This is a genomic window from Paenibacillus sp. FSL H3-0333, from assembly GCF_038002805.1.
Lineage (GTDB): Bacteria > Bacillota > Bacilli > Paenibacillales > Paenibacillaceae > Paenibacillus_AQ > Paenibacillus_AQ silagei.
This window is the reverse complement of the sequence record NZ_JBBODG010000001.1, coordinates 360,356-386,844: the sequence shown is the minus strand read 5'-3', so window position 1 is coordinate 386,844 and position 26,489 is coordinate 360,356. Positions and strand designations below refer to the sequence as shown.

At 49.1% G+C, this 26,489-nt stretch carries 22 protein-coding genes and 1 other RNA gene; 20 read left to right on the top strand and 3 right to left on the bottom strand.

Translation table 11 applies throughout. The annotated features are described in order from the left end of the window. From MHH78_RS01590 to MHH78_RS01545, 10 genes are all read left to right on the top strand, one after another. On the top strand, window positions 1-1,182 hold the full coding sequence (locus MHH78_RS01590) for a phosphoglycerate kinase (protein ID WP_341015303.1): 1,182 nt from the start codon (window positions 1-3) through the stop codon (window positions 1,180-1,182). A gap of 27 nt (window positions 1,183-1,209) precedes the next feature. Further along, window positions 1,210-1,965 (top strand): triose-phosphate isomerase, encoded by a 756-nt coding sequence (tpiA, locus tag MHH78_RS01585; RefSeq protein WP_036726267.1) that lies wholly within the window; start codon window positions 1,210-1,212, stop codon window positions 1,963-1,965. A 2-nt stretch (window positions 1,966-1,967) separates the two neighbouring features. Next, window positions 1,968-3,512: a 2,3-bisphosphoglycerate-independent phosphoglycerate mutase gene (gene gpmI, locus MHH78_RS01580; protein ID WP_341166439.1), complete on the top strand. Its 1,545-nt coding sequence runs from the start codon at window positions 1,968-1,970 to the stop codon at window positions 3,510-3,512. A gap of 58 nt (window positions 3,513-3,570) precedes the next feature. Further along, window positions 3,571-4,857: a phosphopyruvate hydratase gene (gene eno, locus MHH78_RS01575; RefSeq protein WP_036726271.1), complete on the top strand. Its 1,287-nt coding sequence runs from the start codon at window positions 3,571-3,573 to the stop codon at window positions 4,855-4,857. Window positions 4,858-5,088: 231 nt separating this feature from the next. After that, window positions 5,089-5,322: a preprotein translocase subunit SecG gene (gene secG / locus MHH78_RS01570; RefSeq protein WP_036690096.1), complete on the top strand. Its 234-nt coding sequence runs from the start codon at window positions 5,089-5,091 to the stop codon at window positions 5,320-5,322. A 240-nt stretch (window positions 5,323-5,562) separates the two neighbouring features. Beyond that, window positions 5,563-8,532, top strand: coding sequence for a ribonuclease R (gene rnr, locus MHH78_RS01565; protein WP_341166438.1), 2,970 nt, complete (start codon window positions 5,563-5,565; stop codon window positions 8,530-8,532). A gap of 179 nt (window positions 8,533-8,711) precedes the next feature. Continuing rightward, window positions 8,712-9,191, top strand: a complete 480-nt coding sequence (gene smpB, locus MHH78_RS01560) for an SsrA-binding protein SmpB (protein ID WP_036690100.1) — start codon at window positions 8,712-8,714, stop codon at window positions 9,189-9,191. A gap of 202 nt (window positions 9,192-9,393) precedes the next feature. Beyond that, window positions 9,394-9,758: a transfer-messenger RNA gene (gene ssrA / locus MHH78_RS01555) on the top strand. Window positions 9,759-9,875: 117 nt separating this feature from the next. After that, the gene (locus MHH78_RS01550) at window positions 9,876-10,691 is read left to right on the top strand and encodes an Rpn family recombination-promoting nuclease/putative transposase (RefSeq protein ID WP_341166437.1); all 816 of its coding nucleotides are present in this window, start codon (window positions 9,876-9,878) and stop codon (window positions 10,689-10,691) included. A 188-nt stretch (window positions 10,692-10,879) separates the two neighbouring features. Then, window positions 10,880-11,665: a nucleotidyltransferase domain-containing protein gene (locus tag MHH78_RS01545; protein ID WP_209878648.1), complete on the top strand. Its 786-nt coding sequence runs from the start codon at window positions 10,880-10,882 to the stop codon at window positions 11,663-11,665. A gap of 68 nt (window positions 11,666-11,733) precedes the next feature. Here MHH78_RS01545 and MHH78_RS01540 read toward each other — a convergent pair whose 3' ends face one another. Both MHH78_RS01540 and MHH78_RS01535 read right to left on the bottom strand, forming a co-directional pair. Continuing rightward, complete coding sequence (locus MHH78_RS01540) at window positions 11,734-13,575, bottom strand: alpha/beta fold hydrolase (RefSeq protein ID WP_341166436.1); 1,842 nt, start codon at window positions 13,573-13,575, stop codon at window positions 11,734-11,736. A 59-nt stretch (window positions 13,576-13,634) separates the two neighbouring features. Next, the gene (locus MHH78_RS01535; protein ID WP_341166435.1) at window positions 13,635-14,201 is read right to left on the bottom strand and encodes a TetR/AcrR family transcriptional regulator; all 567 of its coding nucleotides are present in this window, start codon (window positions 14,199-14,201) and stop codon (window positions 13,635-13,637) included. Window positions 14,202-14,330: 129 nt separating this feature from the next. On the opposite strand from MHH78_RS01535, the gene MHH78_RS01530 reads away from it, so the two are divergent. The 6 genes from MHH78_RS01530 (at window position 14,331) to MHH78_RS01505 (ending at window position 19,029) form a co-directional block, all read left to right on the top strand. Next, entirely contained in the window at window positions 14,331-15,584 is a 1,254-nt protein-coding gene (locus MHH78_RS01530; protein WP_341166434.1) for a mechanosensitive ion channel family protein, read from the top strand. 228 nt (window positions 15,585-15,812) lie between these two features. Further along, window positions 15,813-16,574, top strand: coding sequence for a hypothetical protein (locus tag MHH78_RS01525; RefSeq protein ID WP_076077106.1), 762 nt, complete (start codon window positions 15,813-15,815; stop codon window positions 16,572-16,574). Further along, window positions 16,561-17,070 carry a hypothetical protein gene (locus tag MHH78_RS01520; RefSeq protein ID WP_341166433.1) on the top strand — a complete coding sequence of 170 codons (510 nt, stop codon included), beginning with the start codon at window positions 16,561-16,563 and terminating at the stop codon, window positions 17,068-17,070. The genes MHH78_RS01525 and MHH78_RS01520 overlap by 14 nt, the downstream gene beginning before the upstream one ends. Window positions 17,071-17,138: 68 nt before the next feature. After that, window positions 17,139-17,399, top strand: coding sequence for a hypothetical protein (locus MHH78_RS01515; RefSeq protein ID WP_341166432.1), 261 nt, complete (start codon window positions 17,139-17,141; stop codon window positions 17,397-17,399). Window positions 17,400-17,432: 33 nt separating this feature from the next. After that, on the top strand, window positions 17,433-17,975 hold the full coding sequence (locus MHH78_RS01510) for a DUF6155 family protein (protein WP_341166431.1): 543 nt from the start codon (window positions 17,433-17,435) through the stop codon (window positions 17,973-17,975). 136 nt (window positions 17,976-18,111) lie between these two features. Further along, window positions 18,112-19,029: a VOC family protein gene (locus MHH78_RS01505; protein ID WP_341166430.1), complete on the top strand. Its 918-nt coding sequence runs from the start codon at window positions 18,112-18,114 to the stop codon at window positions 19,027-19,029. A 97-nt stretch (window positions 19,030-19,126) separates the two neighbouring features. On the opposite strand, the gene MHH78_RS01500 is transcribed toward MHH78_RS01505, so the two are convergent. Next, entirely contained in the window at window positions 19,127-21,457 is a 2,331-nt protein-coding gene (locus tag MHH78_RS01500; RefSeq protein ID WP_341166429.1) for a helix-turn-helix domain-containing protein, read from the bottom strand. Window positions 21,458-21,712: 255 nt separating this feature from the next. On the opposite strand from MHH78_RS01500, the gene MHH78_RS01495 reads away from it, so the two are divergent. From MHH78_RS01495 to MHH78_RS01480, 4 genes are read left to right on the top strand one after another with little or no spacing between them, the layout of a single operon-like run. Continuing rightward, window positions 21,713-22,651, top strand: coding sequence for an ABC transporter permease (locus MHH78_RS01495; RefSeq protein ID WP_076077121.1), 939 nt, complete (start codon window positions 21,713-21,715; stop codon window positions 22,649-22,651). A gap of 10 nt (window positions 22,652-22,661) precedes the next feature. Further along, on the top strand, window positions 22,662-23,546 hold the full coding sequence (locus tag MHH78_RS01490) for a carbohydrate ABC transporter permease (protein ID WP_341166428.1): 885 nt from the start codon (window positions 22,662-22,664) through the stop codon (window positions 23,544-23,546). 38 nt (window positions 23,547-23,584) lie between these two features. Further along, window positions 23,585-25,126 carry a DUF3502 domain-containing protein gene (locus MHH78_RS01485; protein WP_341166427.1) on the top strand — a complete coding sequence of 514 codons (1,542 nt, stop codon included), beginning with the start codon at window positions 23,585-23,587 and terminating at the stop codon, window positions 25,124-25,126. 32 nt (window positions 25,127-25,158) lie between these two features. Continuing rightward, window positions 25,159-26,205 (top strand): glycoside hydrolase family 130 protein, encoded by a 1,047-nt coding sequence (locus MHH78_RS01480; protein WP_341166426.1) that lies wholly within the window; start codon window positions 25,159-25,161, stop codon window positions 26,203-26,205. Window positions 26,206-26,489: the final 284 nt, after the last annotated feature.

The window sequence follows — 26,489 nt, the reverse complement described above, 5'->3', positions numbered from 1 at the left end:
ATGAACAAAAAAAGTGTCCGTGATGTAGAAGTAAAAGGCAAACGCGTATTCGTGCGTGTAGATTTCAATGTGCCAGTGGAAGACGGCAAGATCACTGATGATACCCGTATCCGCGAAACCCTTCCAACAATTAAATACCTGATTGAGAACGGTGCAAAGGTCATTCTGGCCAGCCATATGGGCCGTCCTAAAGGCGAATTCGTCGATTCCATGCGGTTGACTTCCGCTGCAGTCCGTTTGTCTGAATTGCTCGGCAAACCGGTAGCCAAGGCTGATGAGGCCATTGGCGAAGCTGTAAAAGCGAAAATCGCTGAACTGAACGATGGCGATGTGCTTGTGCTTGAGAATGTCCGTTTCTACAAAGGCGAAGAGAAGAATGATCCTGAACTGGCTAAGCAGTTCGCTGAACTGGCTGACCTGTTCGTTAATGACGCATTCGGCGCAGCTCACCGTGCCCATGCTTCGACAGAAGGAATCGCTCACTTCCTGCCGGCAGTATCCGGTCTTCTGATGGAGAAGGAATTGTCCGTTCTCGGCAAGGCGCTTTCTAACCCGGAACGTCCTTTCACTGCCATCATCGGCGGTTCCAAGGTGAAAGACAAGATTGACGTTATCGACAACCTGCTGAATCTGGCTGACAATGTACTGATTGGCGGCGGCCTCTCTTACACGTTCACCAAGGCTCAAGGCTTCGAAATCGGTAAATCCCTGGTAGACAACGACAAGATTGATGCAGCGCTTGGATTCATCGAGAAGGCCAAGAAGCTGGGCAAGAACTTCGTGCTTCCGGTTGACGTTGTAGTCGCTGACAAGTTCGGTGCAGATGCCAACACCAAGATTGTAGATGCAACCGAGATCCCTGCAGATTGGGAAGGTCTGGACATCGGTCCTAAGACCCGTGAAATCTATGCCGATATTATCAAAAACTCCAAGCTGGTTGTATGGAATGGACCGATGGGCGTATTTGAAATCGACATCTTCGCTGAAGGTACCAAGGCTGTGGCTCAAGCTTGTGCTACTACCGAAGGCTACACTGTTATTGGCGGCGGCGATTCCGCTGCGGCTGCTGAGAAATTCCACCTCGCAGACCAGATGGATCACATCTCCACTGGCGGCGGCGCATCGCTCGAGTTCATGGAAGGTAAGGCTCTTCCAGGTGTAGAAGCACTGAACGACAAGTAATACCGAAGAGGGAGGCAATACATCACTATGAGTAGAACACCTATTATTGCAGGCAACTGGAAAATGTTCAAAACCGTTCCGGAAGCCGAAGGCTTCATCGCTGAAATCAAAGGCCAGGCGGAAGTGGCAGGCGTAGAGACTGTAATCTGCGCGCCATTCACGAACCTGCCTGCACTGGTTGCAGCGGTACAAGGCACTACCATCAAAATTGGTGCACAGAACCTGCACTTCGAAGATAACGGCGCTTATACAGGTGAGATCAGCGGCGTAATGCTGAAGGATCTTGGTGTAGAGTACGTTATTATCGGCCACTCCGAACGCCGTGCTTATTTCGGTGAAACGGACGAAATCGTCAACAAGAAGATGCATGCGGCCTTCCGTCACGGCATTACTCCAATTGTCTGCGTAGGCGAAAAGCTGGAAGAGCGCGAAGCTGATCAGACTAAGGACGTATGCAAGGTGCAGACTGAAGCGGCATTTGCCGGTCTTAGCGCAGAGCAGGCAGCAAGCGTAGTTATCGCTTATGAGCCGATCTGGGCGATTGGTACAGGTAAATCCTCCACTTCCCAGGATGCTAACGAAGTTATTGCTTATATCCGTACCCTTGTTAAAGGCCTGTACGATGAAGCAACGGCTAATGCAGTCCGTATCCAATACGGCGGCAGTGTGAAGCCTGAGAATGTAACGGAGTACATGAGTCAAAGCGACATCGACGGCGCTCTCGTCGGCGGTGCCAGCCTGCAGCCTGCTTCCTTCGTTTCACTCGTTGAGGGGGCGAAGTAAGAATGTCAGCTCCAAGACCTGTAGCACTGATTATCATGGACGGCTTCGGACTGCGGAACACGGATGAAGGCAACGCTGTTGCCCAAGCCAACAAGCCGAACTACGACCGTTACCTGAAGCAATATCCGAATACTACGCTTACCGCTTGCGGTGAAGCTGTAGGTCTGCCGGAAGGCCAAATGGGTAACTCTGAAGTAGGGCACCTTAACATTGGTGCCGGCCGGATTGTATATCAAGACCTGACCCGTATCGACAAGTCGATCCGTGATGGAGAATTTTTCGATAACGAAACGCTGGTGGCTGCCGTAAGAAGCGCTAAGTCAACCGGCAAAAAGCTTCACCTCTATGCACTGGTATCCGATGGCGGCGTACACAGCCACATCAATCACCTGTTCGCCATGCTCGATCTGGCCAAAAAAGAAGATCTGCATGAAGTCTATATTCATGCCTTCATGGATGGCCGTGACGTACCACCCGACAGTGGACAGAAGTTCATTCAGGATCTGGTCGCCAAGATTGAAGAGGTTGGCGTAGGTACGATTGCTACGGTATCCGGACGCTACTTCGCGATGGACCGTGACAAGCGCTGGGAACGTGTAGAGAAGGCTTACCGTGCAATGGTATATGGGGAAGGCCCTAAATATACCGATGCCCTTCAGGCCATCACTGCATCCTACCAGAATTCTGTGTTCGATGAATTCGTGGAGCCAAGTGTAATTGTAGACAGCCAGAACAACCCGGTTGCGACCGTGGAGAGCGGCGATTCCGTCATTTTCCTTAATTTCCGTCCTGACCGTGCCATCCAGCTGTCGCAAGTATTCACCAATTCCGATTTCCGCGGCTTCGACCGTGGTCCGAAGTTCCCGGAGAACCTGCATTTCGTATGTCTGACTACCTTCAGTGAGACAGTTCAAGGCTTCGTGGCTTACTCCCCGAAGAATCTGGACAACACGCTCGGTGAAGTGCTGGTTCAGCAGAACAAGAAGCAGCTGCGTATTGCAGAGACCGAGAAGTATCCGCATGTGACCTTCTTCTTCAGCGGCGGACGCGATGAGGAGCTTCCGGGCGAGACCCGTATCCTGATCAACTCGCCGAAGGTGGCAACCTATGATATGAAGCCAGAGATGAGCGCTTACGAAGTGGCGGCGGCCTGCGTAGCGGAGATCGAGGCGGACAGACAGGATGCCATTATCCTGAACTTTGCTAACCCTGATATGGTAGGACACTCCGGCATGCTGGAGCCTACAATCAAGGCAGTCGAAGTAACGGACGAATGCGTAGGCAAGGTTGTGGATGCTGTAGTTGCTAAGGGCGGCGTTGCTATTATCATTGCCGACCACGGAAATGCTGATATGGTATTCGATGAGAACGGACGTCCGTTCACAGCCCATACCACCAACCCGGTACCGTTCATCGTTACCACTGAAGATGTAGTTCTGCGCGAAGCTGGTATTCTCGCAGATGTGGCACCGACAATCTTAGATCTGATGGGACTTCCGCAGCCTGCGGAAATGACCGGACAATCCATGATTGCCAGCCGTAAATAAGCAAGACACCCTGTTTGTGTAAACCCAAAAACATTGTATAAAAGGAGATTAAACTTACATGACTATTATTTCTGATGTGTATGCACGCGAAGTCCTTGACTCCCGTGGTAACCCTACTGTAGAGGTTGACGTATATCTGGAGTCCGGCGCAAAAGGCCGCGCTATCGTTCCTTCCGGCGCTTCCACTGGCGCTCATGAAGCTGTAGAGCTTCGTGACGGCGACAAATCCCGTTACATGGGTAAAGGCGTTCTGAAAGCTGTTGAGAACGTAAATGAAATTATCGCTCCAGAAGTAATCGGTATGGACGCTCTTGACCAAGTGGGCATCGACAAGCTGATGATCACTCTGGACGGAACTCCGAACAAAGGCAAGCTGGGCGCTAACGCAATCCTGGCTGTATCCATGGCTGTAGCTCGCGCTGCTGCAACTGCTCTGGACATTCCTTTGTATGTATACCTGGGCGGATTCAACGCCAAGACTCTTCCAGTGCCAATGATGAACATCATCAACGGTGGTGAGCATGCCGATAACAACATCGACGTTCAAGAGTTCATGGTTCTTCCAGTAGGCGCTCCAAGCTTCAAGGAAGCACTTCGTACTGGTGCAGAAATCTTCCACAACCTGAAATCCGTACTGCAATCCAAAGGCCTGAACACAGCAGTTGGCGACGAAGGCGGCTTCGCACCGAACCTGGGTTCCAATGAAGAAGCGATCACTACAATCATCGAAGCGATCGAAAAAGCCGGTTACAAACCAGGCGTTGACGTATTCCTTGGTATGGACGTTGCTTCCACTGAGTTCTACAAAGACGGTAAATACACACTTGCAGGCGAAGGTAAATCTTACACTTCCGCTGAGTATGTTGACCTGCTGGCTTCATGGGTTGAGAAGTACCCAATCATCACTATCGAAGATGGTATGTCCGAAGATGACTGGGATGGCTGGAAATTGCTGACTGAAAAATTGGGCGATAAAGTCCAATTGGTTGGTGACGACTTGTTCGTTACGAACACTGAGCGTCTGGCAACAGGTATCGAAAAGGGTATCGGTAACTCCATCCTGGTTAAGGTTAACCAGATTGGTACACTGACTGAAACCTTCGATGCGATCGAAATGGCTAAACGCGCTGGTTACACAGCTGTAATCTCCCACCGTTCCGGTGAGTCCGAAGACAGCACTATCGCTGACATCGCTGTAGCTACCAACGCAGGCCAGATCAAGACGGGTGCTCCTTCCCGTACAGACCGTGTGGCTAAATACAACCAACTCCTTCGCATCGAAGATGAGCTGGGCGAATTGGCTCAATACAACGGCCTGAAATCCTTCTACAACCTCAAAAGATAATTTCTTTTGAATCTATAGATACAATGAGCCTGCCGGTTTCCGGCAGGCTTTTTTGATGTTGATATCCGCGATAGAGGGACAACATGAGATTTTCATAGTGTGATAGGGCGGGAATGCCGTCTGGAAGGTTGTATTCATTCTGTGGCTATGATAAAATAAAAATGCTGTTTATGAAACGGAAATTCTAATTTAGCATAGATAGTGATGCTTGGACGTAGGAGGTGGAAGTGAATGGATATCTTTTTGAAAGTGGTGCTTCTGATTTTTGCCGTAGGTCTGATTGCGGTCGTTCTTCTGCAAAAAGGGAAAAGTGCAGGTCTTTCCGGTGCCATCTCCGGCGGTGCTGAGCATCTCTTCGGTAAAACAAAGGCGCGCGGTATGGAGCTTGTGCTGCAGCGTGTAACAGTTGGCCTGGCGGCCGGATTCTTCATCATGTCAATTGTTGTTGCCATTGTTGTTGAATAGTATGCCTAAAGTAAACCTTCGCTCTGTTCTGAAATGGAATAGGCGGAGGTTTTTTTGTATGCAGATTTAATATTGTGAACATCATAACAGGGATGCCCGGGATTAAATTCGTGTATACTAGGGTATGAAGTATAGAGAGGTAAATTTTACTTGAAATGATTAGGTGTGCAATAGGACAAGGCATACATATATGCCAGCGGCATAGGAATGCTGCGGAGCGGAGAAGAGAAGGTGACGAACATGATAACACAGGAAATTTTACTTGATTTCATGCGGGAGACCGCTTATAAACCACTAACTTATGAAGAACTGGTGAGCCATTTCTCCACTGAGGATAGTGCTGAATTCAAGGCCTTTGAGGCCTTACTGATTGACCTGGAAAAGGACGGCCGGATCATATTAACCCGGGGTAGCCGTTATGGTGTGCCTGAGCGGATGGATTTGCTGCGCGGACGGCTGCAGGTTCATGCCAAGGGCTTTGCTTTTCTGATTCCCGATAACCGGGAGCACCCGGATGTGTATATCCACGCGAACGATCTGAAGGGTGCTATGAACGGCGATATCGTCTTGATCCGTATTACCTCTAAGAGCCCGTCCGGCGGGCGAATGGAAGGCGAAGTGGAACGGATTCTGATCAGAGGTGTGTCGCAGACGGTGGGTGTCTTCCAGAGCCTGGAGACCTACGGCTTCGTGCTGCCTGATGATAAGCGGATTAACCGGGATATTTTCATCCCAAGGGAGTCTTTCAAGGGTGCGGTTGACGGGGAAAAGGTGGTTGTCCGCATTGTGAGCTATCCGGAGGGCCGTGCTGCGGCTGAGGGTGAGATCATTGAGATCCTTGGCCATAAGGATGATCCGGGCGTGGATATTCTGTCGGTAATCCGTAAGCATCAGCTTCCGGAGGCTTTTCCGGCTGAGGTGATGACGGAAGCGGAGCAGGCTCCGGATTCGATCACTGATGAAGAGATTATCGAGCAGGGGCGGCGTGATCTGCGCGGGCTCAATATCGTAACGATTGACGGCGCAGATGCCAAGGATCTGGATGATGCGGTCAACGTTGAGCGTCTGGAGAATGGCCATTATAAGCTGGGCGTTCATATTGCTGATGTAGGCTATTATGTGCGTGAAGGCTCTGAGCTGGACAAGGAAGCCTATGACCGCGGATGCAGTGTGTACCTGGTGGACCGTGTCATTCCGATGCTTCCGCACCGGCTGTCGAACGGTATCTGCAGCTTGAATCCGCAGGTTGACCGTCTGACGATGTCCTGTGAAATGGAATTCGACGAGCAGATGAAGGTCGTGAACCACGATGTCTTCACCAGTGTCATCCGTACGAAGGAGAGAATGACCTACTCTGATGTGCGGAAGATTGTCGAGGATGAAGATCCTGAGCTGCTGGAGCGTTATGCTCCGCTGATCGGGGATTTCCGCCTGATGAAGGAGCTGGCGATGAAGCTGCGGGGTGCCCGGATGCGGCGCGGGGCGGTGGATTTCGATTTTGAGGAGAGCAAGATTATTGTAGATGAGGCCGGTAAGGCTATCGATATTGTAAAACGTGAACGCTCTGTGGCGGAGCAGATTATTGAAGAATTCATGCTGGTTGCTAATGAGACGGTGGCGGAGCACTTCCACTGGCTGAAGGTTCCGTTCCTGTACCGGATTCATGAGGACCCGGACCCGGAGAAGCTGCAGAACTTCATGGCTTTTGCGGCTAACTTCGGCTACCACGTGAAGGGCCGGGGGAATTCGGTTCACCCGCGTGCCCTGCAGGATCTGCTGGAGCAGATTCAGGGAACGAAGGAGCAGACGGTAATCAGCACGATGATGCTGCGCTCCATGAAGCAGGCGAAGTATGATGCCGAGAGCACCGGGCACTTCGGGCTGGCAGCGGAGTTCTATTCCCACTTCACCTCACCGATCCGCCGTTATCCCGATCTGGTCATCCACCGTGTGATGCGTGAGGTGCTTGAGAATGGCGGAGCGCTGAGCGAGAAGCGCCACGAATATCTGGCCTCCCGGATGCCGGATATTGCCCAGCAGTCCTCGGAACGTGAGCGAGTGGCTGTTGAAGCCGAGCGCGATACCGAGCAACTGAAGAAAGCAGAGTTCATGCAGGACAAGGTTGGCGAGGAATTCGACGCCATGATCAGCAGCGTGACCAGCTTCGGGATGTTCATTGAGCTGGACAATACGGTCGAAGGTCTCATTCGCCTCAGTGCGCTGACAGACGACTACTACCACTTCGATGAAGCTCATATGGCGCTGATCGGCGAGCGTACCTCCAAGGTCTTCCGCATCGGCGATGAAGTGAAAATCCGGGTTGCCAAGGTTAACATGGATGACCACACCATCGACTTCGAGCTGGTTGATATGAAGCCGCGGGCGGCCGGAGACCACCGGAGCTATGGCGGCAAAGGCGGCCGTCCGGGCGCAGGTGGCTTCAGCAAGCCCGCCGGTAAGGCTGGAGGCGGCAAGGGCCGTGGCGGTAAAGGAAAGCCCGGCAGCGCTGCTGCCGGAGGCAAGAGTGGTGTTGCCAAGGGCAAGAACGGCGCGATCTTCGGTGCTGGCGGTAAGGGGAAGAGCGGCGGCGCAGGTGCCGCTGGTAAGAGCAAGAACGCTTCTCCCGCTGGCGGCGGTGAAGCGGCTGGTGGCTTCGGCGCCGCTGCGGCAGGCGCCGGGAACGGGCCTCGCGAGGGCGGAGCGGCGGCGTGGGACATCGCCGGCGCAGCAGGCAGCGGCCGCAAGCGCGGCCGCGGGCCGGAAGCGGCAGCGCGGCGCGGGCTTGCCGCCGCAGGCGCAGCGGGCGGCGGCAAGGCGGACCGCCGGGGCGAAGCCGGCGGGGCTGGCGCTCCGCGCGAGGGCGGCAGAGGCCGCGGCGCGGAGGCCGGTGGCGGTGCCGGGGGACGCGGCATCGCTTTCGGCTTCGGCTCGGGCAAGGGCGGCTACGGCGCGCCGGGCGGTGGCGGGTCTGAGCAGGCGGGCGGTGAGCTGCGCGGCGTAGACGCGAGCACACGGTTCAGCCGCCGCGAGGACCTGGGGGCCGAAGGGCGCGGCGCAGCGCCGGAGGGCAAGGGCCGCCGCAAGAAGAAGGGCGGCGTGTTCATTAGCCCCTCCGTGACGCCAGGCAGCGGGGAATCCGCAGGCCAGGCCGGTGCTGACACTGGCGAGAAGAGCGGGCGCCGTAAGCGTAAGAAGAAACCTAAGGCGTAGGCTGAATGATATGAGGCACTGTTCCTTTAGGGGGACAGTGCCCTTTTAATAAGGAATTGGCATCATAAGACCGGAGAATAGGGCGATCCTTCCTTGCGCTGGAAGCTTCGCTTTTGATACAATATAGACCTGGTGTCCGTGAAGGAATTGCCGGGAATTCGATTCAAGGAGTGACGCTCATGGGTAAAAAAGCAGACGGGAAAGTGCTCGCCCAGAACAAAAAAGCTTCCCATGACTATTTTATTGAGGACACCTACGAAGCGGGTTTGGTTCTTACAGGAACAGAGATCAAATCGCTGCGTAATGGCCGCGCTAACATAGGGGATGCGTTCGCTACGATCCGCAATGGCGAGATTCATATCCACAACATGCATATCAGTCCTTTTGAACAGGGAAACCGCGCCAATCCTACCGACCCTACGCGCACACGTAAGCTGCTTATGCATAAGGAGCAGATACACAAGCTGCTGGGCTCGTCCAAACGGGATGGCTTCACCATTGTGCCGCTTAAGATTTATGTGCGTAATGGCTACGCCAAGCTGCTGATAGGTCTGGGTAAAGGGAAGAAGGAATACGACAAACGGGATTCCGCCGCGAAGCGGGACGCACAGCGTGATATCCAGCGTGTGCTGCGTGACAAGCAGAAGGTCGCCAGATAGACGGACTACTGCACCTGCGCGAAGTGGTTCCAGATTCAACCTTCAATTCCTTTAACCCACGTGTTAAAGTGTTGATAAATGTGCTATACTGGGTAAGTAGATTTTTTGCTTCTGAACAGCCATCTTAAGTCAGATCGCTGTGTACCGGATCAGCATTTGTGCTTGTGACTGATCCGTTCATCCGAAGCGCCCTTTCTAATGAGGGGCCGTTCTTGGATTCGACGGGGATAGTTCGAGCATGAGTAGCGAGTAGTGGGGACGCGTCCGCTTCATCAACGCTAAAGCCTATTAAACGGCAAACAACAAAACAACTACGCTTTCGCAGCCTAAGAAACTGTGTGCGTGCTTCTACTCTGCATCGTCCATGTGACAGGGCTAGGGGCTAACAAATAGTGGAATACGCTGTCTCATCTCCGCCTGGGGTGAGCTGAAGAAGATAATCAGGCTGACCCGAAGGGGACCCGGTTACGGGGGGCTTCTAGGGTGACATCAAAACTGTAACTACACTCGTAGAAGCTTATGTGCCGTTATCTTCGGACAGGGGTTCGACTCCCCTCGGCTCCATATGGAGTATCAGTGAAAGACACCTTAATAGGTGTCTTTTTTCGTTATAGGTATTTTCCTTCTAAGCCCATTTCAAATGAAAAATGTTATAATAAATATTAAAGAATGGAGCTGATGCCGATGGAATTACTCGACCCGCGTGTGGATTTTGTGTTCAAACGGATATTTGGCAGCGAGAATAATAAGGATGTGCTGCTGGCGTTTCTTAACCGCATTTTTACAGAGGCTGGCGAGCCGCCGCTGACCGAGATCATTCTAATGAATCCCTATACGGACAAAGACGATCCACTCGACAAACAATCCATCTTTGATGTTTATGCCAAGACTTCTGAAGGTAAACTAATTGATATAGAGATGCAGTTATTTAATAAATACGACATAGAGAAAAGAACACTCTTTTACTGGAGTAAACGATATGCCAGCCAACTCAGTGAAGGTGAGAAGTATCTAGAGTTGAAAAAATGCGTGACGATCAACATTTTGAATTATTCGTTCTTGAAGAATGACCAGTACCATAACATATTTCATCTGCGGGAAGACCGGACAGGGATATCCTTAATCGAAGATATTGAAGTTCATTTCCTGGAGCTGCCGAAGCTGGATGATCATAATGTTCCTTCTGAAGGCGGACTAATTAATTGGCTGTTGTTCCTGAAAGGTGCCGATATATCACAATGGGAGGTGCTGAAGATGAATGAGCCGGGTTTGGAAAAGGCAATGGATACTCTGCAATATTTGAGTCAGGATTCAGAGGCCAGACGGTTGTATGAGGCCAGACAGAAGTATTTACATGATGAAGCTTCTATGCTGGGAAGTGCAGAACTAGCAGGTATAAAGAAAGTGGCTAAAAATATGCTTGCCATGAATCTGGACATAAAGACGATTGTAAAAGCTACTGGATTATCAGAGCAAGAGATCAATGCTTTGAGAAAGTAAAAAATGTGGGAGCATCCAATGTGAGGGTGCTCTTTTTTTGTTACTAATGATGCCTTCCTTTATTAGGGGTGACGATTAATTCATTCGGGGGATTGCGGGAATTTCAAAAGTGGAATATTATTTACTTATGATTAATGTATTGGCTTACTAATTAATGTTTATATTAATTTAATTGGAGTGGATGTATTATGTATCCCCATCATCAAGCTGCCATTGATGCCATCACCAACAAGCTTAAAGCCAGACCCGACGTACAAGGGATCATCATCGGAGGTTCCGTGGCGCATGGCTTTGCGGGCGAAACCTCTGATATCGACATTATGATCGTTCTTTCTGAAGAGGATTACCAGAAAGCTTGTTCCATCCATAATCTTGGGTATTTTGAAACGGAATCCTGTTCTTATGAAGGCGGTTACGTGGACGGGAAGGTTGTATCCGCTTCCTACATCAAGCAAGTGGCCGAATCCGGCAGCGATCCTGCTAAGTTCGCATTCCAGGATGCGTTCGTCACGTATTCCAATATTGAGGGGTTGGAACAGTTGGTCCAAGACGCTCCCCGATATCCGGTGGAGAAAAAGGCAGAGAACATGCAGAAGTTCTATGCACAATTCGAAACCTGGAAATGGTATTATTACGAAGGACTGAAACGCAACAATCGTTTATTAATCGACTACTGTTTGACCCACTATGCCTTTTTCGCAGGTAGGCTGATTTTGGTACACAACGAAACGCTGTTCCCTTCTTATAAGTGGTTCTTAAAGGTTCTGGAAGGGGTAGAAAAGAAGCCGGAGAATTTGTTGGCGGACATCCATCGGGTACTGGAAGAACGAACGCCGGAAGCCGTTGAGAATCTGTACGAGAGTATTGTGGAATTTAATAACTGGTATCAGGCAGAGCATCATTGGACGGTTCAGTTCATGATGGATAGCCAGCTGAACTGGATGGACGGACCGGTTCCGGTTCTCGATTTATAAACTGTTCCGCTAACGGAGTAAAGCAGAAGACACCTCGTCAGGTGTCTTTTTTCATTACTGTGGATGTATTAATTTCCTAGTACATAAGAAGCCGTCTCCCCTGGATGGCTAATAGGAAAATGATGACCATAGGGAACAACATCAATCTTACCAAGCTGTACTGGAGCAGAATAGCGCCGATCTTGATCTCCCCAAATAATATGAAGATTAGACCCCGGTACTTTGGTGAAATCCCCCTGATAGTTTTTCGATAGGAAACGGTTGAGCAGAAGAGTGGTATTTAAAATTCTAGGCGAAGTAAAGCTGCTGCGTACTTTGGCAATATAATGTTTCGGAATGCTCTCTGTGGTTTCAAACAGACCATGACCTATTAAATAACGTTCTAATGAATTAGCCGTTGCTAATTTCAATGCCCACTTGTTCATAATTTGAGGAGCATGAAACGACTTAGGATTTTTTCTCTCAACAGGTGGCTGAAGTAAAGTAATCGTATTCTTCGTATCCAGGTACTCTCGCGCTAACGCTTCCAGCAGAATAACCGCTCCGAAGGAATGGCCAATCCAATGTGCGCCATGAGCAGCTTTTCCTGATAACTCCTTCACTACATTCAAATAGAGATCCAGAAGATTCTTTTCCCGCTTAAAAGGGGAACGTCCTAAACCTGGAAGATCCGGAATCCATACGGGTTGACCCGTTTGTTCATGAAGCTCTAGTCCTAAAGGAAATAAATCGGCTCCATCACTCAACAAACCATGGAATAAAATAAATGGCCTGCCCTCGCCTGGTATTTGATAAATCACAGTATTTCCGGTTAAGGTTCGTTCAAATGAATGATGATGCTGGTCATTTGGGTACATCAGGCGATAATCCAAATCTGCGACTACGGCCGGGAAAAAATTCATAACACTCGTCTTAGTAAACCAATCTGCTCCCATGACTTTTTTCGGTAAATCATTTGAAAACTTTCGATTTGTAATAAAGTTCAGTCCATCCGATGGAATTTGTGTGATTTTACTGAGCCCGCTGTTCATAAGTGCTTTCATGAAGCGAAGGGGCACAGAGATTGTAGGTGCGGCCATATTCATACTTTCTGACATCACGCCTAATAATTCAGATATATCCGGGTCCAGCGGTTGGTCTGGAACAAGGGTATAGGTTTGAATTGACGATGTCTCCAGCTTAACAACCTGAACAATAAACTTGGCCAGCGCATCGTTTGAAATAAGCGGTAATTTATACCCCTTGCCTCCAGGAATAACTGGCATCAGCCCTCTGCGCATACTCTCCACAAGCAAGCCTAAGCCGGCTACCTGCTCCGTACTCCCTGTTGTGCTGCTGCCGACTACGGTTGGCGGATTAATCACAGAGAGCGGATAGCCTACTGCGGATGCCTGCTGGCGAATATACAGATCTGCTAAAAACTTTGTTCTTTCATAAGGGTTTTTTATTTTCAAATAGTTGTGCCCTTCTTGAAACACATCAATCGCAACCTTGCTGTTATGATCATCAAAAGGGGTCATATATCCAACGATATGAATAAATTGCTGCAACCCCTTCAATTGGTGGATACATTTAGCGAATTCATTGATATGCTTAGCGCCGTTTAAAAATACAGAGGTTGCTTCCTGCGTTGTCGCTTGAATATCCATTTGTCCGCCTGCGTGAATAATAACATCCGTGCGTAGAACCCTCTCTTTATCTTCATCACTTAGACCTAAATCCGGTTTCGTCAAATCACCTTCAATAAAGTACAGGGCTGCCCCGTTTAAAATACCTTTTTCCTGAAAGACACGTGTTGCTTTACTTTTCGACCTCACTAGTAGAAAAATCATAACCTCCTCTTTAAGAAGCTCCTCCACAAGTTGCCTCCCGATAAAACCTGTTCCACCTGTTAAAAATATGGTTCTCATATCATCCGCGCTCCTTTTTAGTACTGAATGGTACTAATTTTGTGTAAAAAAAATGCTTCTTATCGAAGCAAGTTGAAAAAGTGGCTGGCTGTTCTCGTGATCACCGTTGCATCCTTCAATGTCTCTGCAAGAAACAGCGCTCCTTCCAGATTCGTTATAAAAAGTGCCGCTACCTCGTCAATATGAATCGTATCTCTAAACTCGCCTTTTTCTGCTCCTTGCTTAAGTAATAGAGAGATTTTCATTTGTAATCCTGTAAAAAAGAGACCTATTTTTTCTTTGATGTGCGTAGCTTGTGCCGGAGTTTGAATATAAAGGGTAATAAACGGACAGCTCCCCTTATAGTCTCTTGACTGAACTCCCTCCGTTAAATGCTTTAAAAACATCTGGACACGATCTTCAACGGATAACTGGTTTTGAGAAAGGATTTGATCTATTGCCCGCTCATACGTTTCAATCCAATAATCAACGACCCCTGCTAACAATTCTTCCTTATCCGCGAAGTGATAATACACATTAGATTTGGACACTTTGCTTACACGTACTAATTCATCCATGCTGGTATAAGCAAATCCCTTTTCTAAAAATAAGGCTGCCGCGACTTCAAGCACACGTTTTTGGTTCATTATTTTTGCCTTTGTCATGAGTAGAACTATACAGTACTAAACTGAGCGTTGCAAGTATTTTTATTTTTGCATAACACCTAACAATCCTCTATAATTGTAGGCTACTATGCACCCAGTCAGGAGGAAATGATGAATTTTATACAAGAGCACCTAGCAGGATATGGAATGAGCGAGCAGATGGTTGTGTATCTCTCGAACATCATTATGGTTTTATGTATTGCTTTACTCTCTATAGTGGCTAATCTTGTTGCCAAAAAAATCGTACTGAAGATCATCATCTATATCATTCATAACAACCGGTATACGTGGGATAATATCTTTTTGGAGAAAAAAGTATTTCACAAGCTGTCGCATCTCGCTCCGGCCTTTATCATTTATTACGCCGCGCCTATTTTTCCGCTGTATCAGTCTTTCATTGTAAAGTTCGCCTTAGCTTATATGATTATTGTAACGATCACGGTGTTTAATGCCCTGCTTGATGCCATCGATGCTATTTATCGTACGTATGAAGTGTCCAAGATGAGGCCGATCAGAGGCTACATTCAGGTTGCGAAGATTATACTGTATATTATTGGTGCGATTGTGGTGATTTCTAACCTCATGGGTCAGAATCCGCTGATTCTGCTTAGTGGACTGGGCGCGTTATCCGCTGTTCTGATGCTAGTGTTCAAAGATTCGATATTGGGCCTCGTGGCAGGTATTCAATTATCTTCTAACGATATGGTTCGTGTAGGCGACTGGATTGAAATGCCTAAATATAATGCCGACGGCAATGTAATTGATATTACGCTGAATACGGTAAAGGTGATGAATTTCGATAAAACCATTACCATGATTCCGAGCTATGCCCTGATCTCAGACTCTTTTAAAAATTGGCGGGGGATGGAAGCCTCCGGGGGCAGAAGGATTAAACGAAGTGTCTGTATTGATACAAGCAGCATATGTTTCTGTACCAAAGAAATGATTGAGGAGTTCCAAAAGGTTCACTATCTTAGCGATTATGTCCTGACCAGATTAGATGAAATTAACGCCTATAATATGGAACATCATATCAATATGGAGAGCAAAGTGAATGGAAGACAGCTAACGAATATCGGTGTATTTCGGGAATATGTACAAGAATATCTGCGCAATCATCCCAAAATTCATAAGGATATGACGCTCATTGTCAGGCAGTTAGCACCAGGAGACAGCGGACTGCCTTTAGAAATTTATGCGTTCAGCAATGAGACTACCTGGGGTGTGTATGAGTCCGTCCAGTCGGATATCTTTGATCACATTTTTGCGATTATCCCTCTGTTTGGACTTCGCGTTTTCCAGAACCCGACGGGCCAGGATATTGTTAATTTAAAAGAAAGTAGGGAGTATTCGGCGGGATATTGAGGTGTGATTAGATGGAATCAAAAAAGGCCCTTTGGGGTCTTTTTTTATGTGAAATTATATTGATTGCAGTTGTTTATATGGTGTTACCTATACTCATAATATTAATAATGGCATAGTCTTGGATGAACTTATCATAAATAGTTAGCGATAATCATAAATTAATAATTAGTGATATTGATAAATCACAAAGTTAGCGTTAGAATGGGGGAATAAAGGAGGATGAATCTTATGAGTAAAGCTCTTTTCGATCTTACCCAGCAACAAATCAATATAGGCTATAAAGAACAGAATGAAGGGATTCTTGAAAAGGAGACTGAATTTCTCTTCAATATGATTTATAAAACGTTCTTGGTTGCTTTTTCAGATAAGGTTGCTGCGATTAAAATGGATATGCAGACTTTGAGTCTAACGCCCAGCTATCTCTTTTCTGAAGAACATAAAGGCAATTTAATTAAATGGCTTAGTCGCTTTTCGAAAATGGAATTACCCTCATCTGATTTGAATTTTGGGAAACTCAAAATAGATTTTGAACATTGGTATATGCAGCTAGGCGGAGAAAAGATTGAATTTGTTTTTGTGGAACACTATCTTATGACACCATCTGAAGCAGCTGCTGCTTTAAATATTTCTACGGTCACTTTGCAAAAATATATTAAACAAGGACTAGACTGTGTTGATACGGAAAAGCATCGTAAAATCCCAAAGTATGCCATAGAGCTTCTTAAAGATCCCATATATGGTATACGTATGCAGATCCTAGCGCAGGAAAAGAAAAAGGGTAAGCAGTCAAAAGAGGAGCGAGCTAAGGAAATTGCTCTAGAACTGATGGATCTTCAACTAAAATTTAAAGGTAAAACGTTTAAGGAAGCATTTGCAGACTACAATGGTGATGAAATGGATGATCCAACGGATTACCATCGGTGGTTAGACCTCGAAGAGGAATTAGCTGAAATTATGAAGCTCAGCGGAGGTGCAAATGACGCAAAGTAAGATTGAGCAATTAGCTCTCAAAAAACTCTTACCCGCGAATCTTTTTAGTATTACAGCTCAATTCGGTCATTTGCTTGAGACTTATCCTAATGTTCCAGGGAATTCAGGTATCTATGGTAATTACACGAGAAATACAAATAAGTTAGATGTGCTTTTTCCTTTAAAAGAACATCCTGTACACGGCATTACTGGTTTACATGCGCTAGAATCATACGACGATGCTGGTTATGTCCGAAGATACACTTATAGCTGGAAAATTATCATTCCTAAGATGGGCGTCAGTCTGCATCATATATCAGCTTGGGGGAATGATCCTCATGATTCACCAGATACGCCTGAAGAGTTCAAGGTGATAACCGAACCTCATCACCATCATCACATTCCTGGTAATCGAAGGCACAGAAAAGAGAATTGGGATGTGCATACTCTGGAAGAAGCGTTTAATTTTGTAGAGCCTTATATAGTTAATGGTATCGAATATAAAGGCGATAATTAGCGAGACCGTGCTTTAGCGGTCTTTTTGTCTTAAAGGTTGCCGATACATCACACTGGGAGGTGCTGAAGATGAATGAACCGGGATTAGTAAAGGTGATGAGTACTTTGCAGTATTTGAGTCATGATTCTGAGGCAAAACGGTTGTATGAAGCCAGACAGAGGTATCTGCATGATGAGGCGTCCATGCTGAGTAGTGCGAAAATGGCAGGTGTAAAAAAAGGGAAAATAGAAGTTGCACGAAATTTGTTAGCTATGGCGATGGATCATGCGTCTGTCGCTAAACTAACTGCTCTAAGTGAGGATGAAATCCGTACTATAAAGTTGTTATAGTATACCTTGAAAGCCCTAGAGAGGAGTGCTCCAGTGCCGAAGCTAAGAAAAACAACACTCAAAAAGCATCTGAACCAATTTACGAAGGAAGAGCTTGTTGAAGAAATGATGAATCTGGTGAAGCAGCAACCGATGCTTGAGGAATATTACATATCATTGTTAACTCCAAATGAGAAAGAGATTCTGAATAAATACAAGAAAATCATTGAGAAGCAATTTGGCGACAGAGGAGAGGTTCTGCGCTACCCCGTTATTAAGAAGGCGATTAAGGACTTCAGTAAGGTATCCGCCAACAAGGAGCAGATTGCTGAAATTATGGTGTTCACGGTGGAGTGCGGGGTGGACTTCACCCGGGCTTACGGAGACATCGATGAGCGGTTCTATCTGACGGTGTCCAGTATTTATAGACAAGCGTTGGAATACATTATGAAGAATGATTTGGAGGAAAAATTTGTAGACCGTTGCAGAAGGTTGATGGAACGTAGTCATGATATTGGCTGGGGCTTTGGAGATGCCATGGTCGAATTCTATTATGACTATTTAGGGCACATGGAGGAAGAAGAGGAAGAGAATTAGCCTATACGTGCGAGGCCGGAGGCTGGGCAACCTTGTCCGAATAAAGAATAAAGGAGCCTCCCTGTAGTGTATAATAAAGCAAATTAAAGCCCCTATCCCTGGATCGGAATGGACAGGAAGCTGAGGAGGAATCGTTGTGGCCAGTATCAGACAGAGAATTGTCCCGCATCTATGGTATGACAAGGAGGCGGCAGAAGCCGCCCGCTTTTACGCTACTGTGTTCCCGGAATCCAAGGTAACGAGTGTGACCACCATTCAGGATACGCCGTCCGGCGATGCGGATCAGGTCTCTTTTGAGGTCTGGGGGCAGCCGTTCATGGCGATCAGCGGAGGTCCTTATTTCAAGCTGAATCCGTCGGTGTCTTTCTTTGTAAATTTTGATCCCTCACGGGAAAAGGATGCAGCAGAGAGATTAGATGAGGTGTGGGATAAGTTAGCGGAAGGCGGCACCGCCTTGATGCCGCTTGGCAAGTATCCGTTCAGTGAGCGGTACGGCTGGATTCAGGACAAGTATGGGGTGTCCTGGCAGCTGATTCTAACGAATCCGGCAGGGGAGGAGCGGCCTGCAATTATTCCTTCCTTGTTGTTCGTAGGGGATCAGTGCGGGAAGGCGGAGGAGGCGATGTCCTTCTACTTATCCGTATTCAAGGATTCGCGGCAAGGTCTTCTTACCCGCTACCCGGCAGGCTCTGCGCCGGATCAGGAAGGAACGATTATGTTCGCAGACTTCATGCTGGAGAATCTGTGGTTCACGGTCATGGACAGTGCGCATAATCATCAGTTCAGCTTCAATGAAGCCGTCTCCTTCATGGTGTCCTGCGATTCTCAGGAAGAGATTGACTACTACTGGGACAAGCTGTCCGCAGTTCCTGAAGCCGAGCAATGCGGCTGGCTGAAGGATGCCTTCGGCATTTCCTGGCAGATTATTCCTGCGGAGATGAATGAGATGATGAAGAAGGGCACACCGGAGCAGCTGGCGCGTGTGACGAAGGCTTTTCTGCAGATGAAGAAGTTCGAGCTTGCGGAGCTGCGTAAGGCCTATAAGGGAGAATAAAAGCGGCAACTTGCTGGAATACCAACACAAGCGATAAGGACCTAATCCTTATCGCTTCTTTGCGCGCAAATATAAGAATGTATAGGTTTCACTTGCCTCACACCTTCCCCCCGCCATCCCCCGCCCGGTACTTCTTGCGGTACTGGGCCGGGGTCATGCCGTACACCTTTTTGAAGCTGGAATAGAAGGTGTTCAGGGACGAGAAGCCGAAATGCTGCACGATGGGCTCGATCGGCGAGTCGGAGGCAATGAGCTCCTGGCAGATGAACGTCAGCCGCTTCTCGGATATTTTGTCGGTGATGGACTGGGTGGTCTCTGCTTTGTACAGACTGCGGAAATAATTGACGGACAAGCCCAGGTGATCGGCCAGCATGGTGGCAGACAGATTCGGGTCGGTGAGATGACTCTCGATGAACTGGTCCACCTGTCCGATCAGGGCGATATTCTTGGATTGGCTGCGGGCGGCCGCAATGTCTTCGAGTGTTCGGGTAATCAAGGCCTCCATCCACGGCATGACGTTATCCATTGTTTCCTGCCGAATGATCTGTTTCTCGATGGACGTTAGTCCCCACGAGCTGGGCAGCGGCTGGGAGGAATGCTCCTGGATGAGCCGGCGGATGTCCATGAACAAGGTAATCAGAGACATTTTACATTCAAAATAAGGAAGTTCCCGCAGCTTCACAACCGCTGAGCGTAAGACCTCCAGAATGACGGCGGCGTCCCCCTTGAGTATGGCCTGGGCGATCTGCCGCTCCTGACTCACAGGCAAATGATATAATTCCCCGGGTGCAGCGGGCAGCCATTCCTTCACAATGAGCGACCGGTGTCCGAACCGGAACCGCTCCTGCGTCAGATCATACGTCTCCAGATACACCTCATGCATGTCGGTTAAGCCAGGCAACGTCCGGCCCCAGGCAATGGTAGCTCCTACGGACAAATACTGCTGGATTAACTGCCCTGCCACTTGCAGCTCCTTCGCGAATTCCTCTGACAAGGGAGCCGATAAGACTACAGCCACGTGGTCGTCCCCCATATCTACCGTCTGCAGCTTGTGCCTGGACGATTGCAGCGACTCCTGAATGATATTGGACATCGCGAACCGGAGCAGGCGCCGGTCCTTCTCCGGGTACACTCCCGAGAATTCCGCGAAGTGGTCGATCCGGAAGATGGCTACGGACAACTCATCGCTTGGCAGATCAATCCCCCATTCTAAGAATTGAGCGCGGATCTCCGTTGCCGAATGGTACGTCTCCCCGAGGAAATCCCTTAAGAACCGCTCTCTGCCCAGAAATTTATTATGCCGCCATTGCTCGGTAAGCTCGTGAATCTGATTATGCTGCGAGGTAAAAACGCTCGATAAGTATTCGAGTTCATTGGCGTTCGCCTCAAGGCCGGGCTTCTCCGCCTGATGCTGCCGCATGACCCGGCTGATCAGCTCCTGAATGGGTGAGTACACCCGTTTGGAGATTAGAATGATCACCGCCAGGGAGGCCGCGAACAAGACAAGGAACAGGATCAGACTGGTGTCGCGCAGGACCGTGATTTTATTCAGAATGGCGGACTTCGGGATCATCTCAATGAAGGTCCAATCCTGGATACCCTTAACGGAGGAGTCGGCATAGACCACTAGCTTCTCCCCCTGATCCTGTGGCTGAAATAGCTTCCAGCCGCTGGCTCCCTTCATTCCGTGGCTTCTGAGCTCGGCAATCTGCTGCGGATTCATGGGCGTGCTGCTAAAAATCGTCTCGTCCCGGTCATTCAGCACGGTGATCGACCGGCTGGCGAAGTTTGAATTATTCTGCAGCAGGGTCATGAGATTATCCGTATCTACATTCATGACGAATGCGGAGATGGAGCTGCCTTTTTCATAAAATCTGACAATAGTCATCACTTCTTTGGGGGTGTTCCCGGTAAGAGGGAGAGACAAGGTTCGCGGAATGAGCACGCTGTGGTTCGCTGTTGCCGGGTCGCGTAAGCGCTTAATAATATCCTGATCGTAAAAAGCGGCGGTATCATTTAACCCAAGTCTGGAGTCAATGACCGTATTCGTATAATCGTTAATGAGGTAGACCGAATCAATGGAGGGGTTGGCGTTCTTAATGTCCGTCAATTGGCTCCATACCTCATAGGTCTCGAAATCGCTGTAATGGTCCGAAAGGGCATACACCTTAAGCGCGCTGTCATTACTGGAGGAGAAGCTGAAATCAAGCGCCCATTCCATCAGCCTTGATGTATTCCGGGCCCCGTTCACGAGGAGGGACTCTGAATGATCGCCGATTTCCTCCAGCAGTGTCTTGGAAGATTGCCCATAGAGCAGGACGAAGGATACCCCTAATACCAGAACGTTCGCACTGACAAAATAAAAAATAAGCTTCATGTAGGTAGGGTGCCGCTTCAGCGAGGCGAAGAACGGTTGTCTGAATTTCATGGCTCTGGAACCTCCGTAATCATAACTGTCCGGCTCATTATAAGTAGATTTATTATAGCACACCGGGTATTTTCGTCTGCCGAATCGTTTGTTTTCGGAAGAGTGTTGTTTTTGGGAAGGCGGTAAATCTGCACTTGCGGGAAGAATTGGTGTTTCTCGGAATTGCTCAGGGCGCAAGGGCTTGATAAGGTGACGGCATAGATAACGGGACGCTCCTTAAGCGATTACCGGTCTTGAGGAAGGGGGGATGTACAAATGAACTACCAGCTTAATGCAGGTAAACGTTCAAAATGGAGGCATATCACGCAGAATCCTTTTCTGTATGTGATGGCTGTACCGGGGCTGTTGTTTTTTCTCGTGTTCAGCTATTTTCCTATATACGGGATTATGATTGCCTTCAAAGATTATGATTTTGCCAAGGGGATCACGGGGAGTGACTGGGTAGGGTTTAGAAATTTCGATTACTTTTTTACATCAGATGACTTCTGGACGATTCTGCGGAACACACTGCTGCTCAACGTGCTGTTTATTGTGTTCACGACAGTGGCGGCCGTCCTGATTGCGCTCATGTTCAATGAGATCCGCAATAAGTATTTCAAACGAATCTCGCAGTCGCTTATTTTCCTTCCATACTTCATGTCCTGGATTGTAATCGGGATGATTGTGCAGTCCTTGTTCGGCGGGGAAGAACCAATGATTAATACCTGGCTGATGAATCTCGGGATGGAGCCGGTCAATTGGATGTTTGAGTCCAGTCTTTGGCCAGCTATTCTGACCGTGATTCGCGTGTGGCAGGGTGCCGGTTATCTCTCGATTATTTTCCTGGCCGCCATTACGGGCATATCGGAGGATCTGTATGAGGCGGCCCGGATCGACGGAGCTTCTAAACTGCAGATTGTGACGCGCATTACGCTGCCGCTGCTGGTTCCGACGATTATGATCATGACGCTGCTGGCCGTGGGCAAAATTTTCAACGGGGACTTTGCAATGATCTATGCCATCATTGGCGACAACTCCATGCTGTATCCGACGACCGACGTCATTGACACCTTTGTCTTCCGCTCGATGCGGCAGCTGCATGATTTCGGCATGTCTTCGGCCGTAGGCCTGTTCCAGTCCATTATGGGTCTGATCTTCGTCATTGCCGCCAACTGGGTAACCCGCAGGGTATCCAAAGAATCTGCTTTATTCTAGGAGAGGTACTATGATACAGAAACAAAGCGCTGCGGACCGTACCTTTACGGGATTCGCCCATACGTTCATTTTGCTGTTCACTCTATTTTGTCTGTTTCCTTTTCTGCTGATGATTGCCGGCTCGTTTACGGATGAGGAAGAGCTGATCGCACACGGCTATACCTTATTTCCGTCTAAATTATCGCTGGCCGCATATAAGGCGGTTTTGCAATCCGATGTACTTTTTAACGGCTATGGAGTCACCATATTCATCACGGTTGTCGGGGCCTTAAGCGCCCTGTGCATTTCCGCCATGCTCGGCTATTCACTGGCGAATAAACGGAATGTTCTGCAAACGCCCTTTCTGTTTTTTTGCTACTTGCCTATGCTCTTCTCGGGAGGGATCATTCCGTTCTATATTGTAGTCAGCCAGTGGCTGCATTTGCAGAATACGATCTGGGTGCTCATCCTGACGATGTTATGCCAGCCATTCCTCGTCTTCCTGCTCGTCAGCTTCTTCCGCACCATACCTGAGGAGCTGGAGGAAGCCGCCAGGATCGACGGAGCGAATGAGATGAGAGTGTTCTTCCAGATTATGATTCCGATCTCGAAGCCAATTCTGGCTTCTGTCGGCCTCTTCTATGCGCTGAGCTTCTGGAATGACTGGTTCATGGGACTGATGTTCATCGATAATGAGAAGTTATTCCCGCTGCAATTAATCCTGCGCCGGATGGTCTCCAATATGGAAGCGGCCAGGAATCTGATCCCTTCCGGTGCTGCGATTTCGGTCACTCCACCGACGTACGGGGTGCGGATGGCGACGACGGTACTGACCATCGGCCCGATTGTGCTGCTGTATCCGATGCTTCAGAAATATTTTGTCAAAGGTCTAACGGTTGGTGCTGTCAAAGGGTAAGCTATTCAGATTGTCCATAGATACAGGAGGGTAACGAGATGAGGTTGAAAAAATGGTTTGGCACGGCAACAACAGCGGTATTGGTATCATCACTGGTGCTGGCAGGCTGCGGGGGAAATGCGAAGAATGAAGGCAATACGGCGAATTCTGCGAATTCCCCGTCCAGTTCAGAGGGGGCAGCGCCTGCTGCCAAAGAAGTAGTTACGCTGAAGGCTTATTTCCCGGGAGATAAACCTGCGGGGTTCGATACTGTGCTGCAGGCAGTCAACGACAAGCTGAAAAAGGATAATATCGGAGCAGCGCTGAATATCAACTTCATGCCTTGGACCGATTACGGGAATGCGGTATCCGTGAAGATGTCTGCCGGGGAGGAGTTCGATATGTATCTGGATGCCCCTTGGTTATCCATGAACCAGATGATCGAGAGTAAATCGTTGACGGAGCTGGATGCGGCAGTGGCTGCACGGCCTGAGCTGAAGGCGTCCATTCCGGAGGAAATGTGGGAGTATAACAAATTCGGCGGCAAAATTATGGGGATTCCGCTCGGCACCACCCAAGGCCAGCTGTATGGCGTACTGATCCGTAAGGATTTACGCGAGAAATACGGGCTTCCTGAGCTGAAGACCCTCGATGATCTGGAGAAATTCCTGTATGCAGTCAAGGAAAATGAGAAAGACATCAAGCCTTTTGTCATTAATGGAATTAAGGCGGATAAGCTGCCATTCATCCTGAGCAACTCTGCGAATCTGGCGCAGGATGAAGTGCTGGAGATTGGGGTCAACATGTTCTCGTATTCGATCAAGGATAAGAAGGTTATTGGCCAGTGGGCCAGCCCGACGATTGCGGATGCCTATGAACGTGTCACCAAATATTATAAGGATGGAATTATCTCCAAAAATATTGCCCAGGAGCAAAATGCCGAGACGCTGTTCAAGCAAGGTAAATATGCGGCGACCTACTATGCAGCCGATGGGGTCGAAGGGCTGAAATATTCGGAAATGCTGAAGGACGGCAGCGACAAGCTGGAGATTTTCATACCGAACGGGGAGCAGGCTAAGCCTTATACGGCTTATCAGCAATGGAACTTCCTCTGTATCCCGACGACCTCCAAGCATTCCGATGTCACTATGGATGTAGTGAACTGGCTGTCGATTAAGGAGAACCATGATCTGATGGAATACGGCATTCAAGGGAAGGATTGGGAGCCTGTCGGCGATTCAAGCTATAAGGCGCTGTCCGGCTATACCTTCCCTGGTTATGTGCTGACCTGGCGGCCGACGCTGAATCGTACACCTGACACCATGATGCAAGATGACAAGAAGTGGTTCGACTTCTCGACCAAGACATCCAATTTCACGCTGAGTCCAATCGCAGGCTTCAACTTCAACGCTGAGAAGGTAAAGACAGAATATGCCAAAATCACGCCGCTGCACGATTCGATCTTCCTGCCGCTAAGCCAAGGCCTGATCCCTGCGGCAGAAGGAAAGAAAACGATGGAGGATAAAATGGCCAGTCTCGGCGGGCAAAAAGTGATCGATGAAATTCAGGCACAGATTGACGCCGTCACCGCAGGGAAATAACCGTACTTCACACACAGAAAGAGGTCACTCCAATGAAAATAACACGCAGCGCGCATAATCCGCTGATTGAAGCCGTGGATGTTGTCCCCTCCCGTCCCGATTTCCAGGTGCTGGGTGCGTTCAATGCAGGCGTTGCGCAGCTACAGGATGAGACGATCCTCTTACTGCGCGTGGCCGAAGCGCCAATATCGGACCGGGCGGACGAGGTGCTCGTTCCCCGGCTGAATGAAGCAGGGACGGAGGTGCAGGTAGAACGATACGACAAGAACGATCCGGCTTATGATTTCTCCGACTCGCGCTTCGTCGCCAAGGACGGGCAGACGGTGATGCTCACCTCGTTATCCCATCTCCGGGTAGCGCGAAGCCAAGATGGCGTTCATTTCGAGGTTGAGCCGCAGCCGGCCCTGTTCCCGGAGCATCCCTTGGAAGCATGGGGGATCGAAGACCCGCGTGTGACCCAGATTGGGGACACCTATTACATCACTTACAGCGCAGCCTCCGCGCGCGGTGTCGGTGTCGGGCTGGCGGAGACCAGCGACTTCCGGATCTTCAAGCGGCGCGGGATGATGCTGCCTCCCGAGAATAAGGATGTTATGATTTTCCCTGAGAAAATTGGCGGCAAGTACTACGCTCTGCATCGTCCGGTACCGAAGTCCTTCGGCGCGCCCGAGATGTGGATCGCGGAATCGCCCGATCTCGACCACTGGGGGAACCACCGCTTCCTGATGGGACTCGGTGAACAGGGCTGGGACTCGGCCCGCATGGGCGGCGGGGCAGTTCCGATCCGTACCCCGCAGGGCTGGCTGGCGCTGTACCATGGCGCGGACAGCAGCCACCGCTATTGTATGGGGGCGGTACTCCTTGATCTGGAGGACCCGTCCCGGGTCATTGCAAGATCGCGTGTCCCCGTATTGGAGCCGGAAGCTCCCTATGAGGTGAACGGATTCTTCGGCAAGGTCGTGTTCTCCTGCGGCGCACTGCTGCTGGACCAGACAGTCCGCATGTATTACGGCGCGGCGGACGAAGTGATGGCTGTGGCGGACATCCCGCTCCAGGATATATTAGATACTCTTGTGTAAGAGGAAGAAGGCAGTGCGAAGCTGCCTTCTCTAATTCCTATATAGATTGAACTTGAAAACATACAGAAAGGGAAAAGTGGCGGAGGGGAATTTTGGAACTGTAGGAGCGAAAGCGTCCGCCTTTGTCTCCGGATTTCTACCGCTAGAAGCGGTTCAAAATCAAGAAATCTGGGGACAACAGCGGCCGGAGGACCAAACATTCTCTGGAGCCACGGCTATCCCATAGCAAAAAATTACAAGTACATTCTATATAGTTTAGAAAGCGCTAACAAACATCTGCTGGA